16 protein-coding genes and 2 tRNA genes are annotated in these 12835 nt (G+C 58.4%); 12 read left to right on the top strand and 6 right to left on the bottom strand.

Features of this window, described 5'->3' with window-relative positions:
- Positions 1 to 16 precede the first annotated feature (16 nt).
- Both FHT92_RS05950 and FHT92_RS05945 read right to left on the bottom strand, forming a co-directional pair.
- Entirely contained in the window at positions 17 to 2077 is a 2061-nt protein-coding gene (locus tag FHT92_RS05950; RefSeq protein ID WP_183823151.1) for an ATP-dependent helicase, read from the bottom strand.
- Between the two features lie 111 nt (positions 2078 to 2188).
- Positions 2189 to 2470: a hypothetical protein gene (locus FHT92_RS05945; RefSeq protein WP_183823149.1), complete on the bottom strand. Its 282-nt coding sequence runs from the start codon at positions 2468 to 2470 to the stop codon at positions 2189 to 2191.
- Between the two features lie 167 nt (positions 2471 to 2637).
- Here FHT92_RS05945 and FHT92_RS05940 point away from each other — a divergent pair, with 167 nt between their 5' ends.
- A complete protein-coding gene (locus tag FHT92_RS05940) occupies positions 2638 to 2901 on the top strand; it encodes a BON domain-containing protein (protein ID WP_183823147.1) in 264 nt (87 codons plus the stop codon).
- Positions 2902 to 2986: 85 nt separating this feature from the next.
- Positions 2987 to 3250 (top strand): hypothetical protein, encoded by a 264-nt coding sequence (locus tag FHT92_RS05935; protein WP_183823145.1) that lies wholly within the window; start codon positions 2987 to 2989, stop codon positions 3248 to 3250.
- A gap of 234 nt (positions 3251 to 3484) precedes the next feature.
- On the opposite strand, the gene FHT92_RS05930 is transcribed toward FHT92_RS05935, so the two are convergent.
- From FHT92_RS05930 to FHT92_RS05915, 4 genes are all read right to left on the bottom strand, one after another.
- Positions 3485 to 3727 carry a DUF982 domain-containing protein gene (locus tag FHT92_RS05930; RefSeq protein WP_183823143.1) on the bottom strand — a complete coding sequence of 81 codons (243 nt, stop codon included), beginning with the start codon at positions 3725 to 3727 and terminating at the stop codon, positions 3485 to 3487.
- Positions 3728 to 4179: 452 nt separating this feature from the next.
- The gene (locus FHT92_RS05925) at positions 4180 to 5280 is read right to left on the bottom strand and encodes a hypothetical protein (RefSeq protein WP_183823141.1); all 1101 of its coding nucleotides are present in this window, start codon (positions 5278 to 5280) and stop codon (positions 4180 to 4182) included.
- Between the two features lie 123 nt (positions 5281 to 5403).
- The gene (locus FHT92_RS05920; RefSeq protein WP_183823139.1) at positions 5404 to 6105 is read right to left on the bottom strand and encodes an Abi-alpha family protein; all 702 of its coding nucleotides are present in this window, start codon (positions 6103 to 6105) and stop codon (positions 5404 to 5406) included.
- Between the two features lie 188 nt (positions 6106 to 6293).
- Positions 6294 to 6368 (bottom strand) — tRNA-Thr (locus tag FHT92_RS05915).
- 154 nt (positions 6369 to 6522) lie between these two features.
- Between FHT92_RS05915 and FHT92_RS05910 the strand changes: the two genes are divergently transcribed.
- The 10 genes from FHT92_RS05910 to FHT92_RS05865 all read left to right on the top strand — a co-directional run bounded on the left by FHT92_RS05910 (position 6523) and on the right by FHT92_RS05865 (position 12488).
- On the top strand, positions 6523 to 6732 hold the full coding sequence (locus tag FHT92_RS05910; RefSeq protein ID WP_183748917.1) for a hypothetical protein: 210 nt from the start codon (positions 6523 to 6525) through the stop codon (positions 6730 to 6732).
- A gap of 115 nt (positions 6733 to 6847) precedes the next feature.
- Positions 6848 to 8140, top strand: coding sequence for a UDP-N-acetylglucosamine 1-carboxyvinyltransferase (gene murA, locus FHT92_RS05905; protein ID WP_183748918.1), 1293 nt, complete (start codon positions 6848 to 6850; stop codon positions 8138 to 8140).
- Positions 8141 to 8254: 114 nt separating this feature from the next.
- Positions 8255 to 8692 carry a DUF2948 family protein gene (locus FHT92_RS05900; protein ID WP_183823137.1) on the top strand — a complete coding sequence of 146 codons (438 nt, stop codon included), beginning with the start codon at positions 8255 to 8257 and terminating at the stop codon, positions 8690 to 8692.
- Positions 8693 to 8727: 35 nt separating this feature from the next.
- Positions 8728 to 10026, top strand: a complete 1299-nt coding sequence (gene hisD, locus FHT92_RS05895) for a histidinol dehydrogenase (protein WP_183823135.1) — start codon at positions 8728 to 8730, stop codon at positions 10024 to 10026.
- 4 nt (positions 10027 to 10030) lie between these two features.
- On the top strand, positions 10031 to 10504 hold the full coding sequence (locus FHT92_RS05890) for a UPF0262 family protein (protein WP_183748921.1): 474 nt from the start codon (positions 10031 to 10033) through the stop codon (positions 10502 to 10504).
- Entirely contained in the window at positions 10501 to 10986 is a 486-nt protein-coding gene (locus FHT92_RS05885; protein WP_183748922.1) for a low molecular weight phosphatase family protein, read from the top strand. Before FHT92_RS05890 ends, FHT92_RS05885 begins: the two co-directional genes overlap by 4 nt.
- Positions 10987 to 11105: 119 nt before the next feature.
- Positions 11106 to 11324, top strand: coding sequence for a translation initiation factor IF-1 (gene infA / locus FHT92_RS05880; protein ID WP_003545338.1), 219 nt, complete (start codon positions 11106 to 11108; stop codon positions 11322 to 11324).
- A 58-nt stretch (positions 11325 to 11382) separates the two neighbouring features.
- Positions 11383 to 12003, top strand: a complete 621-nt coding sequence (locus FHT92_RS05875) for a Maf-like protein (protein ID WP_183748923.1) — start codon at positions 11383 to 11385, stop codon at positions 12001 to 12003.
- A gap of 20 nt (positions 12004 to 12023) precedes the next feature.
- Positions 12024 to 12236 carry a DNA gyrase inhibitor YacG gene (yacG, locus tag FHT92_RS05870; RefSeq protein ID WP_113298516.1) on the top strand — a complete coding sequence of 71 codons (213 nt, stop codon included), beginning with the start codon at positions 12024 to 12026 and terminating at the stop codon, positions 12234 to 12236.
- Between the two features lie 176 nt (positions 12237 to 12412).
- Positions 12413 to 12488: transfer RNA gene (locus tag FHT92_RS05865), tRNA-Phe, on the top strand.
- The last annotated feature ends 347 nt before the right edge of the window (positions 12489 to 12835 follow it).

The following is a 12835-nucleotide window of genomic DNA, read 5'->3' as shown; positions in this document are numbered from 1 at the left end:
GCTGGTCGGAGAGGCCTCAACGCCACATGCCCCGCATGCGTGCGCCGACATCGATGCGCACCTGCCGCGCCTGCTGGGCGGCTGCCGTATCGGTCTTGGCCTGCGGCCAGCCGCAGACTTCGAAGAATTGCAGCAGTGTCGCGGGAATGAAGCGGCTGCGCGACGCATAGACATGCCGGTCGCCTTGCGAATTCTGACCATAGGTGAAGAAGCGCTGCGGTACGACGAGATCGAGGCTATCCTTGGCGCGTGTCATCGCCACGTAGAGCAGCCTGCGCTCTTCTTCGATTTCCGCAGTCGTGCCGACGGCGAGATCTGAAGGGATGCAGCCGTCGATGACGTTCAGCATGAAGACCTTGGTCCATTCCTGCCCCTTGGCCGAATGGATGGTCGAAAGGATGAGATAGTCCTCGTCGAGCAGCGGCACTCCTGCCTGGTCCGAGGTCGCATCCGGCGGATCGAGCGTAAGCTCCGTCAGAAAGCGCTCGCGCGAGGCATAGCCGCCAGCGATCTGTTCGAGCTGTATGAGATCGGCAAGCCTTGCGCTCGCATCTTCATGCAGTCGTTCCAGATGCGGCTCATACCATTGCCGCACCAGTTCGATCTCGGCAGGCCAGCCGGCCTTGCCGGTCTTCAGTTCCTGCATGGTGGAAACGAAGGATGTCCAGTCCTCGCCCGAGCGTGGCGGCGCGGGCATGGCGGCGAGAGCCATCACCGGGCTCGGGTCCTCGGCCATATGGTCCAGCACCTTCTGCGCCGTGGAAGGCCCAATACCCGGCAAGATCTGCATCAGCCGGAAACCCGCCACCCGGTCGCGCGGGTTCTGGGCGAAGCGAAGCGCTGCCAACATGTCCTTCACATGCGCGCTGTCGAGGAATTTGAGCCCACCAAACTTCACGAAGGGAATGTTGCGGCGCGTCAGTTCGACTTCCAGCGGGCCGCTGTGATGTGAGGCGCGGAAGAGCACGGCCTGGCTCTTCAGCTTCACGCCCTCCTCGCGATTGTCGAGGATCTTGTCGGCCACATAGCGCGCCTGATCGTTTTCGTCGCGCACCGTCACCAGCCGCGGCCGCTCCGGCGATTCCCGCTCCGTCCAGAGGTTCTTGGTGAAACGCTCGGAGGCAAGATCGATGACTGCGTTGGCGGCGGCAAGGATCGGCTGCGTCGAGCGGTAGTTACGGTCGAGCGTGACGATATTGGCAGCCGGACTGAAAGAGGCCGGAAAATCAAGGATATTGCGCACCGTCGCCGCGCGGAACGAATAGATCGACTGCGCGTCGTCGCCGACGACGGTCAGGCCTTGGCCGGTCGGTTTCAAAGCAAGCAGGATCGAAGACTGCAGCTTGTTGGTGTCCTGATACTCGTCAACAAGGACATGGTCGAAGCGGCTGCCGATATCCTCGGCAATCATGGGCTCGGCCACCATCTGCGCCCAGTAGAGCAGCAGGTCATCGTAATCGAGCACATTCTGGCTCTGTTTCGACTCGACATAACAGGCGAAAAGCTCGCGAAGCTGGTTTTCCCAGGTGGAGCACCAGGGAAAGGCGTCACGAAGCACCAAGGGCAGCTCGGTTTCGGAGTTCACCGCCCGCGAATAGATCGCAAGGCAGGTGCCCTTCGTCGGAAACCGGCTTTCGGTCCTGGAGAAGCCGAGATCGTGGCGCACGAGGTTCATCAGATCGGCGCTGTCTTCCCGGTCATGGATGGAAAAGGCCGGGTCTATGCCGATCTGTTCGGCATAGTCGCGCAAGAGCCGCGCGCCGATACCGTGGAAAGTGCCGCTCCAGGCGAGCGCATCGGCCATGATGCCGGAATTCTTTCCGAGCACCTCGCCGCAGATACGCTCGACGCGCCGGCCCATTTCGGCTGCAGCCCGGCGGGAAAAGGTCATCAGCAGGATACGACGCGGATCGGCGCCCTTGAGGATGAGATGCGCGACGCGATGGGCAAGCGTATTCGTCTTGCCGGAGCCGGCGCCGGCGATGACCAGCAGCGGCCCGGCCACATGGCTGCCGTCTGTGAGTGTGCCGTGCTCCACGGCCATGCGCTGCTGGGGATTGAGTCTTTCGAGATACATCCAGCCGTCCGGTTGGGCTTCGCGGGAGAATCAGCGCCTGCGAATAAAATCAGATGTTCCTTGGATGTTCTCGATTGGCGCCGCTGTCAAGCACGCGCGGGTTGCCATGCACTATTGCGGGAAGTCCGGCACGATCTCGCGCCGCACCAGCTTCAGGCTGCGGTCGGGCTGGAGAATATAGGTTTCGTAGACGCGCTGACCCTGCTGATCGTAGAAATCATTGTGGACGGCGCTGCCGATCGGCGATTTCGTCAGCTTGGTGCCTGGTTGCCCGCCATAGGTGATGCTGCCGGGAATGGGCTCCAGCGCAGGCGCATCCGCGGCTGAACAGCCGGCCAGCAGAGGTGCGGCCAGAAGGATCGTGGCAAGAAGGGCAGACACCAGCGCTTTCATCACTATTTCCTCGGCGGCAATTGCCTGGGGCTTCTGCCGATGGCTCCGGCGGGGACGTGAGTGTCCGAGCACCGCCATCGCGGCGACTATGCATCCGGCCGGCTGCGGAGGGCAACAAACGTCGTCCTCTTGCGTTAGGTTCCTGTCAGCCAACGTCAAGAACGGTCATGGTGATGCGGTTTTACGGCTCTGCAATTCACGAGGAAGCCTGGATGCAGGACCACAACGCTGCCGCCAAGCGCGCGTCCACGGAAAGCGCCCTGCATGCCGCAGCCGATCTCGATGCGGCCGAAATCATCGTCTCCACCATCGGCCCCTGCGTCATTCTCGAAGGTTTCGTACGCCAATGGGGCGACAGCGAGCGGGCCTTGGCAATCGCCGAGGACGTTGTCGGAAGCGGCAACGTGCATTGCCGTCTGCTGGTGAGATAAATCGCCATCTGCCCCGGAGTCACTTCCAAGGAACCAACTCGCCGTCTCGCGTGTTGAAAAGCTGGTTTCAATGCAGGAGATAATAATGCAAACGCTTATCCGTCTGTGGGCCGCGGTCCTTCTTCTTGGGTGTGGCGCTTTTGCCGGCTCCGCCTATGCCTCGCTCGAAACCGACATCAATTATTCGGCCTTGCCGAAAGACGAAACTGCGCTGAATGAATATACCAGCGCCACCATCTGCAAGCGTATTGAACCGCATTACCTGCCGTCCTTCATCCGTGCCGCAGATGGCACAATCATCGGCGTGGGATATATTCAGGTCATAGAGGAGAATACTTCGAATTGTTGATCAAATATTCCGACGTTTTTTTGAGGGGGCTCGTCTGCAGTCTCCCGCAGAGGGTGACGAGCCTCTAACCATCATCATGACGGCTGGCCTCGTTCTATTGATGAACAGATGAATGGCGCAATGTTTTTCGAGACAAAGCCCTGCGCCAGCTCCGTGCCGGGTTAAGTGAAAATTAAGCATTGCTTCGTTTCGGAACAGGTCGGACTTTTTAGGTCCGATATCGCCGCTGAAAGCTTAATGCACTTTAAGCTTTGCTTCCTCCGCCGCCGCCATAAACTCCGCGCGGGCCTCTTCGACGGTCTTTCTTCCATCGAGTGCGGCGCGGCAGGCGCTGCGTGCCTTCAGATATTTCAATCCGCGCACGGCAGGCCAATGTTCGGCAAGGCATGCCAGAGCATCGAATGGTCCGTTAACCGTGCGCGCTCCCGCTCCTTCGAAACCTACCTTGATCGGACTATTCCATCGTTCAGTCGCCATCGACGCTCCTCCAGCATGTCCCGATAGAAACATTGAATGACGCCTTCGGGTTCCTCCGCAAAGGCTTCAGAATGCTAATATTCTAGCGAGATTTTTGCCGGCAGCAATGGCGCCGATTGGCGCGGTGTATAATGCTAAAGGAGAAAACTGCCGGTGGGATTGAACCACCGACCTCACCCTTGCCAAGGGTAGATGTGGGTTTCCGCATCCATATGGCAACATTTGTCTTTCCACCAACGTGAAAATGCACTGCACGGATTTTGCCTGATTGGACTACGCCGACTTGATTACCTGCTCTGTCTTCTTCTTCGCCGAAATGAGGCGTCGCCACGCTCGGTATAAGGGGCTACGAGAGGCGCACGACAACGCTCAGGTCTACCGAATGTAACGCATCTCGTGCTTCTGCGGACGAACGCGCCGTTTCGACCTCAGTCGCGATCAAGGCGCAGGGCCTACGTAGCCCCTACGAGATCTAGATACTCAACGAACGCCGTCGCCACCTTCAGTCGGTCAGGAACCGCGCGCCATTGATCATTTTCGTGCTCTATAAAACCTCGATCCATCATCTCTTTTATTTCCCGACGGCGATAGTTCGCAGGATACTCGGCTAGAATGTCTGCGGAATATGCTTCGGTGTCATCTTGGTCTTTTTGACTAGCAAGATAGCTTTCGATGCGTCTCTTCAATCGATCGGGATCTGCAACCATATTGATAATGCGTTGTACGGTTTTTGGCCCGTCACGTGCGAAAGCCTCAAACACGAAATCATCAGCCGGCTGGATATCCATCCTCGTCTTGTTTTTGAACTTTTCCAGCAAGTTGCGCCGTTTGCGAGCGGTAATCTCGTCTGTGATAAGAGCAGCGGGTATGGTTAGACCTGCGGCGAGTAATGTGAAGCCGAAGACGTAAATCGGTACTCGCGCCAGCTGGACCCAGAGTCCGCCTCCGACAACCGAATGCCAGAACCCTACCTTTGGCTCAATGTCAGTAGTCACGATCGCGATGGCATGTTGCCCAGCGATTTTGCCCGATACAGTAATCTTGGGTTGCTTTTCTACATCGTGGAGAGCCAATATCTTCACGGTGAACCACTCATTGGTTTCTAATATAACGGGGTTCAGGTTGACAGAATCCCCGTCTCTTGTAAGGCCAGCGGCAGTTCGCAAATAGTCATTGCTGGCTTCAGTGATGTCAGCTCTTACCAAAGTTCCATCTGACAGTCCCAAACTGATCGGCGCTTTTTGATCGTAGAATGTGCTTAGAAGATCAGCCCCGCCTCGATTGGCAATGCGGGCGATGACCACCGAAAGAGTCTTTCCGCTTTTTGCGATGTCCTGTGCTTGATAGAGTACTTCAAGGTCTGGCAACTTTTCGCGCACGTCTAGTACTGGTGCGTTGCTCAAAACCTCAATCTGAAGCCTAGGTGACTGGTCTCTAAAGAACTCGGTGTAGATCGTTATCGCACCGAAAATCATTGCAAGGAGAAGACTTACAATTTGCCAAGGAAAAACTATTCTTTGTTCGAATTTTGAGGACCAGGCGAGTATTCCCAATTTTCCTATCCTTGTGGGTCCGACAGATCGCGTTTTTATTTCGACTTGGTAGCTGATTGGATGAAGATTTCAAAAGGTCAGCAGTGCATACCCTGTTCGGGGTGAGGGCACCCAGCGGCACCGTTACAAGCGCGTTGGGGCAACGGCATCGAGAAACGCCCTCCCGAACTCGGTAACTAGTGCTTGGGTCAGCATTCTGTATCCACCCATTGTCGCACTGCCTTCAATGCAGCCGACCTGCTGAAGCGATGCGAGCGCGACGAGAAGATTGCGATCAGGCCCCGGCACGTCTCGATCGTAAGGTTTCGGAGCATCCCAATAATGATTGGGCAATGGTGCCGTGTACATCATACCTGACGCGTTACGCGATTTTTCGGGTGCGTCACCCATGGCTTTGAGCACCGCCGCCTGAAACGGCGAAAGCTGCTTCAGTGTCTCTGTGAACTGCTTTGGAACGTAGGTGTCCGACTCTTTGTGAATATGACTGACGATCAAATTCGCGAACATCTCGGCGATGTCTTCGTTGTCTTCGAGGGTGGCCGCGTCAATTAGAGGGACTGCGGTGGACAGTGGCATCGGGCGAATGGTCTTAATTCCCCTCTCCTCCATAAGGGCCTTGATTCGCGCCTCTTGCTTTACAGCTAGTTCGAACCTGCGACCCTTGATGTAGTCGGCTATAAGGCCCGATCCCTGCTCAACGGTAGTCATCAGCCTTCCGAAGAAACTGCCAAGTTCGTGGATTGAAGGTTGATATGTGGCTGCTGTCTTCGCGACCTCTTGAACCGCCTTTGCGCTTTCCTGAATAGCTTTCGCCTCTTCTTCCATGACCTCTCCCGCCTGCCGAAGATTCTTCATGGCAAATTATCAGACGCAGAACATTCGCCGAACGCTCTGCACGGATTTTGCACCGATTTTACGTGCAATTCGCGTTCTGTTCTGCGTGTTCAAACGGAACCATGCGGCGGGCGAGGGGTGCCTTTATGCCGTATCATTTCGAATTCTCTGGAGAAAACTGGTGCTGCCGAGTGGGATTGAACCACCGACCTCACCCTTACCAAGGGTGTGCTCTACCACTGAGCTACGGCAGCAGGACCAGACGCGAGAAGCGGAAACGCTCAATTCGCGTGAACGGGGCGGCTATTGCCACAGCTTCGACAGGAGTGCAAGCCGCAAATTCCAACTTCTCTGGGAATAACGTCCCGCCCACTTTTGGAATGGCGCGAATTCGGTTAGTTCTGGGGGATGAACGAAGAGAATGAGAAGGCCAGGCAGAGCCGGAAAGCGGCCATGGAAGCCCAGGCGGCATTGCGCCGCGAACGGGCTGCCGAAAAACTGAGAGAAAATCTTTCAAGACGCAAACAGCAGGTGCGCGCTCGCCGATCCGGCCAGGCAGACGAGACGAACGGGCTGCCCGCTGCACAAACGCCTGCCGCAAAAATGGACGAATCGTAATGTTCGGTCCACTACGAATTGAAGCGGGCGGGGATTTGCTCTAAACACCCCACTTCTTGCCTTGCCCCCACAGGCAAAACTTTTGAGGAAAGGCGGGCCTCGCCCGTAAGTGCACATGGATCGTATCAGAATTGTCGGCGGTAATGAGCTCAATGGCGTCATTCCGATTTCCGGCGCGAAGAATGCTGCGCTGCCGCTGATGATCGCCTCGCTTTTGACGAGCGATACGCTGACGCTGGAAAACGTGCCGCACCTCGCCGATGTCGAATTGCTGATGCGCATTCTCGGCAATCACGGCGTCGACGTCGCCGTCAACGGCCGCCGCGAGCGGCAGGAAGATTCCTACGCCCGCACGATCCATTTCACCTGCCGCACCATCGTCGATACGACCGCTCCTTATGAGTTGGTCTCGAAGATGCGCGCCTCCTTCTGGGTCATCGGCCCGCTTCTGGCCCGTGAAGGCCATTGCCGCGTGTCGCTGCCCGGCGGCTGCGCCATCGGCACGCGTCCGGTCGATCTTTTCATCGACGGCTTGACCGCACTTGGTGCGACGATGGAAATCGATGGCGGTTATATCAACGCCAAGGCACCGCAGGGTGGCCTCATCGGCACGCACTATACGTTCCCGAAAGTGTCGGTTGGCGCGACGCATGTGCTTATGATGGCCGCAACGCTTGCCCGCGGCACGACCGTAATCGGCAATGCCGCACGCGAGCCCGAAGTCGTCGATCTCGCCAACTGCCTGAACGCCATGGGCGCGAAAATTTCCGGCGCAGGCACCTCCACAATCACGATCGAAGGCGTCACCTCGCTCTCAGGCGCGCGCCACCGCGTCCTGCCTGACCGCATCGAGACCGGCACATATGCCATGGCCGTCGCCATGGCTGGCGGCGATGTCGTGCTTGAAAATACCGATATTGCCCTGTTGGAAACGGCGCTGGAAACCCTGCGCCGCGCCGGTGCGGACATCTCATCGACCAACAACGGCATGCGCATCAAGCGCAATGGTGCCGGTATTCAGCCGGTCGATATCGTCACCGATCCCTTCCCGGGCTTCCCGACCGACCTGCAAGCGCAGTTCATGGCGCTGATGACCCGCTCTACCGGCATCTCGCACGTCACGGAAACCATCTTCGAAAATCGCTTCATGCATGTGCAGGAACTTGCCCGCCTCGGCGCGAAGATCTCGCTGTCGGGCCAGACGGCCAAGATCGAAGGTGTCCAGCGGCTGAAGGGGGCGCCGGTCATGGCGACCGATCTTCGTGCCTCCGTTTCCCTCGTCATTGCTGGCCTTGCCGCCGAAGGCGAAACCATGGTTTCCCGTGTTTATCACCTCGATCGCGGCTTTGAGCGGCTGGAAGAAAAGCTGACCCGCTGCGGCGCCATCGTCGAACGCGTCAGCGAGTAAGAAAAGCGCACTTATGCGCCCTTTATCCTGGTTGCGTATTTGGCCGTCGCGCCTTATTTCCCTTGTCTGACGGATCGCCGCAGTTGCGGCAGAAAGACATGGGATAGAGGCTGGATGACCGACCTGAAGCTTGTTGCGCTCGATGCCGAGGACCTGGCGGTCATTTCCGCGCATGTACAGGACAGCGTCTTCAAGGTGGCCGATATCGACTGGTCGCCGCGCGACAAGCAGTTTGCGCTCGCTGCCAACCGTTTCGTCTGGGAGGAGGCGGCCCGCAAGCGCAGGGGTTTCGAACGCCGCCGTGCTGCCCTCGTCTTCAAGCGTGTGCTTTCTGTCCGGTCGATCGGCATCGATCGCTCGCGGCGCGACGATGTGCTGTCGCTGCTCGCCTTGCGTTTCGAGCAGAAGGGCGACGGGCCGGAAGGCACGCTCGAGCTTTCGCTCTCAGGCACGGCCTCGATCGTCCTCGATGTCGAATGTATCGAGGTGCAGCTTGCCGATATCGGCGGCGCCTGGGAAACGGGCTCCAGGCCGCGCCACCCCGGCACCTGAGCGCAACAGTTTCGAGTAAAGAAGGAATTCCTGCCTTGGCAATCTGGCTCAATCAGACATCCGACGATTTCGAGCTGCGCTTCGCGGCATTTCTGACCACCAAGCGCGAGATCTCCGAAGACGTCAACAATGTCGTGCGCGCCATCATCGATGATGTGCGCGCGCGCGGCGATGTCGCTCTGGCGGAATATTCTAAGAAGTTCGACAGCATCGATTATGCCACCGTGCCGATGCGCGTGAGCGAAGAAGAAATCGAGAAAGCCGTCGAGGTTACCCCATCCGAAGTCCTCGGCGCGCTGAAGGTCGCCGCACTCCGCATCGAATCCCACCACCGCCGACAGCTCCCGAAGGATGATATCTACGAGGACGCCATGGGTGTTGGGCTCGGCTCGCGCTGGACGGCAATCGAAGCTGTCGGCCTCTATGTGCCCGGCGGCACGGCGAGCTATCCGAGTTCGGTCTTGATGAATGCCGTACCGGCAAAGGTTGCAGGGGTCGATCGCATCGTTATCGCCGTGCCGGCAACGGGCGGTTCGGTCAATCCGGCGGTGCTGGCCGCGGCCAGACTTGCCGGCGTCAATGAAATCTACCGCGTTGGCGGTGCGCAGGCGATTGCTGCCCTTGCCTATGGCACGGAGACGATCGCCCCGGTTGCCAAGATTACCGGCCCAGGCAATGCCTATGTCGCCGCCGCCAAGCGGCAGGTCTTCGGCACCGTCGGTATTGACATGATCGCCGGCCCCTCTGAAGTGCTCGTCATCGCCGACAAGGACAACAATCCCGACTGGGTCGCCGCCGATCTGCTCGCCCAGGCAGAGCACGACGAGAGCTCTCAGGCGATCCTGATCACCGACGACGAGGACTTCGGCAAGGCTGTGGAAGCAGCCGTCGAGCGGCAGCTGAAAACGCTGAATCGTGCGGAAACCGCCGCCGCCAGCTGGCGCGATTTTGGCGCAATCATCCTTGTCTCCGATCTCAAGGATGCCATTCCGCTTGCAAACCGTATCGCCGCCGAACATCTGGAACTCGCCGTCGCCGATCCCGATCTCTTCGTGGACAAGATCCGTAACGCCGGTGCCATCTTCATCGGCGCCCATACGCCCGAAGTGATCGGCGACTATGTCGGCGGCTCCAACCACGTGCTGCCGACCGCGCGCTCGGCCCGCTTTTCCTCCGGCCTTTCGGTTCTCGATTTCGTCAAGCGCACATCGATCCTGCGGCTTGGCCCGCAGCAGCTTCGCGACCTCGGCCCGGCAGCGATTGCATTGGCCGTTTCCGAAGGCCTCGATGCCCATGCGCGATCGGTCGCGATCCGCCTGAACCTCGAAAGGTGAGGGAATGGCGAAGGACGGCTTCCGGCTCTGCGACGTTGTCCTTGACGATACGATCGGCCGTTCGACGCCTGATGTCGAGCATGAGCGGGCGGTGGCGATCTTCGACCTGATCGAGGAGAATTCTTTCACACCCGTCGGCCATGCCGGCGGGCCTTACCGACTGAACATTTCGCTGGTCGATTCCAAGCTGGTCTTTTCCATAACCACCGAAAAGGGCGAGGATGTCGCAACGCATATCCTGTCGCTGACGCCCTTCCGGCGGATCGTGAAGGACTATTTCATGATCTGCGAGAGCTACTATGAAGCGATCCGCTCCGCCTCGCCGAGCCGCATCGAGGCAATCGATATGGGGCGACGCGGCATTCACAATGAAGGCTCGCAGACGCTGAAGGATCGTCTCTCGGGCAAGATCGATGTCGATTTCGACACCGCCCGGCGTCTCTTCACGCTGGTCTGCGTGCTCTATTGGCGCGGATGACGGCGATGGAGCCGCATATCGAAACGCAGGACGGAAAGCGGCCGGGCGCCATCCTCTTCATGTGCGGGCTGAATGTCATCCGCTCGCCGATGGCGGAAGTGATAGCCCGTAGCATTCTGCCAGGTAATACCTATATAAGGTCCGCGGGCGTCCGCGCCGGTGAACGCGATCCTTTCGTCGATGTCGTGCTGGAGGAAATCGGCCTGTCGCTCGGCCGCCGACAGCCGCAGACGCTGGACGAGCTCGAGGACGATTATTTCGACCTCATCATCACGCTCTCGCCGCAGGCCCATCACGCAGCGCTCGAGTTGACACGGTCCAGCGCTGTTGATGTCGTCTATTGGCCGACGATGGATCCGACAGTGGCGACCGGAACGCGCGAGCAGATACTGGATAGCTATCGCGGGGTTCGAGATCATATGACCGACCTTATCGAAAGCCGGCTGCTCAAGAGAAATGGCATCGCCGCGCAATCGGCATGAAACAAAAGATGGAAAGCCCGATCTACGAGGTTCACAAATCCCCGTTGATTGTGTAGTTTCCGCGCAAATTTTGAGGCGCCCAGCGCCGCTTTGCCAACATACAGGAAGAAAACCCTTATATGCCGAAAGAAGAAGTCCTCGAATTCCCGGGTATCGTGACCGAACTTCTGCCGAACGCGACGTTCCGTGTGAAGCTCGAAAACGAGCATGAGATCATTGCCCACACCGCCGGCCGTATGCGCAAGAACCGCATCCGCGTTCTCGCCGGCGACAAGGTTCTGGTCGAAATGACGCCCTACGACCTGACGAAGGGCCGCATCACCTACCGCTTCAAGTAAGCTTGGTCTGGGAAGCTCTCCGGAGCTTCCGCTCCCGCCTGCCGATGGTCGAGGTTCCATGGCGCTGAAATACAAGCTCATTCTGGCCTCGGGCTCGCCCCGCCGCGTCGATCTGCTAAATCAGGCCGGCATCGAGCCTTCGCGCCTGATGCCGATGGATATCGACGAGACGCCGAAGAAATCGGAGCATCCGCGCTCGCTCGCCCGCCGCCTCTCTGGCGAAAAGGCGGAAGCGGCACTTGCCGCCATCAAGGGCGACATCACCTGGAAGGGCAGCTATATCCTCTCCGCCGATACTGTCGTCGCTGTCGGTCGCCGCATCCTCGGCAAAGCGGAATTCGCCGATGAGGCATCGAACTCCCTGCACCTGCTCTCCGGCCGCAACCATATGGTCTATACGGGCATCTGCCTGATCACGCCTGATCGGAAAGTGCGCCAAAAAATTGTCGAGACCAAGGTGCGCTTCAAGCGTCTGTCGAGTTTCGAGATCGAAAACTACATCGCCTCGGGCCAGTGGCGCGGCAAAGCCGGTGCCTATGGCGTCCAAGGGCTGGCGGGCACCTTTGTACAGAAAATGGTCGGATCCTACACGAATGTCGTAGGGCTGCCGCTTTACGAAACCATTCTGCTGTTGACCGGCGAGGGCTTCGATGTCCACAGCCGTTGGCCCGAAGGCTGATCTCCCGCAAGGAGCAAACCATGTCTGATGAAATGAAAACCGGCGGCAAGGTTGAGCCGTTGCGCAAGACACGTCCTTGCCCGGAATGCGGCAAACCGTCGAACCGCGAACACTATCCCTTCTGCTCCAACCGCTGCCGCGAAGTGGACCTGTCGCGCTGGCTGACGGGGTCCTACGCCATTCCCGTGGCAGATGATGAGACGAAGGCGGATTATCCCGACGAGGAAAGCTAGGTTTTCCACCGCGAAGCCCTTATTTTTCCTCGCAAATCACCAAAGTCAGCAAGACCGTCAAAAAACTATCATTTGATGCTTGCCATGGGCGAACAAGATGCTATAACCCCGCTCGCTTCCGGGGCGCACCAAGGCCTCGACATTCTAAAAGGGGAATGTTTTCGTGAAGCAGGTTAGCCCAGGTAGCTCAGTTGGTAGAGCAGCGGATTGAAAATCCGCGTGTCACTGGTTCGATTCCGGTCCTGGGCACCATTTTGCTTTCACTCCATAATTAGCAAACTTTTGACCTCCCCAGCCCGCGAAATTGGGGTGTGTGGTAGCACACTGGTAGCGGCGATCTGGTAGCGACGGGTCGAAAACAGTCGGCCCGCTCGATCGCGGCGAGTAACGCGTGCACGTCCCTTACATATTCGTCTATCCGGCCCGCAAAATGGTCAGGCTCGGGCTCTGCAACATGGGAGAGGGCTTAATCTTTCGCTTGTATGAAGCGGCGTGAAGGCGCGCACTCATGACCGCGCAGCGCGATCCTCCGGCGTTGCATTCCGTAGAAACTCGCCAGTGGAGCCGGAAATTTTCACTCGATCTATACCAGTGGCGGA

The sequence above is a fragment of the Rhizobium sp. BK377 genome, from assembly GCF_014193935.1.
In the GTDB taxonomy this organism is placed as follows: Bacteria; Pseudomonadota; Alphaproteobacteria; order Rhizobiales; family Rhizobiaceae; genus Rhizobium.
Note: the sequence above shows the minus strand (reverse complement) of the source record. Positions and strands in the feature narration are given on the sequence as shown.

What these genes read in the sequence shown, in the direction of transcription:
- FHT92_RS05950 (WP_183823151.1), bottom strand. Translation starts at nt 2,077, where the DNA reads ATGTATCTCGAAAGACTCAATCCCCAGCAGCGCATGGCCGTGGAGCAC.
- FHT92_RS05945 (WP_183823149.1), bottom strand. Translation starts at nt 2,470, where the DNA reads ATGAAAGCGCTGGTGTCTGCCCTTCTTGCCACGATCCTTCTGGCCGCA.
- FHT92_RS05940 (WP_183823147.1), top strand. Translation starts at nt 2,638, where the DNA reads ATGGTGATGCGGTTTTACGGCTCTGCAATTCACGAGGAAGCCTGGATG.
- FHT92_RS05935 (WP_183823145.1), top strand. Translation starts at nt 2,987, where the DNA reads ATGCAAACGCTTATCCGTCTGTGGGCCGCGGTCCTTCTTCTTGGGTGT.
- FHT92_RS05930 (WP_183823143.1), bottom strand. Translation starts at nt 3,727, where the DNA reads ATGGCGACTGAACGATGGAATAGTCCGATCAAGGTAGGTTTCGAAGGA.
- FHT92_RS05920 (WP_183823139.1), bottom strand. Translation starts at nt 6,105, where the DNA reads ATGGAAGAAGAGGCGAAAGCTATTCAGGAAAGCGCAAAGGCGGTTCAA.
- FHT92_RS05910 (WP_183748917.1), top strand. Translation starts at nt 6,523, where the DNA reads ATGAACGAAGAGAATGAGAAGGCCAGGCAGAGCCGGAAAGCGGCCATG.
- murA (WP_183748918.1), top strand. Translation starts at nt 6,848, where the DNA reads ATGGATCGTATCAGAATTGTCGGCGGTAATGAGCTCAATGGCGTCATT.
- FHT92_RS05900 (WP_183823137.1), top strand. Translation starts at nt 8,255, where the DNA reads ATGACCGACCTGAAGCTTGTTGCGCTCGATGCCGAGGACCTGGCGGTC.
- FHT92_RS05890 (WP_183748921.1), top strand. Translation starts at nt 10,031, where the DNA reads ATGGCGAAGGACGGCTTCCGGCTCTGCGACGTTGTCCTTGACGATACG.
- FHT92_RS05885 (WP_183748922.1), top strand. Translation starts at nt 10,501, where the DNA reads ATGACGGCGATGGAGCCGCATATCGAAACGCAGGACGGAAAGCGGCCG.
- infA (WP_003545338.1), top strand. Translation starts at nt 11,106, where the DNA reads ATGCCGAAAGAAGAAGTCCTCGAATTCCCGGGTATCGTGACCGAACTT.
- FHT92_RS05875 (WP_183748923.1), top strand. Translation starts at nt 11,383, where the DNA reads ATGGCGCTGAAATACAAGCTCATTCTGGCCTCGGGCTCGCCCCGCCGC.
- yacG (WP_113298516.1), top strand. Translation starts at nt 12,024, where the DNA reads ATGTCTGATGAAATGAAAACCGGCGGCAAGGTTGAGCCGTTGCGCAAG.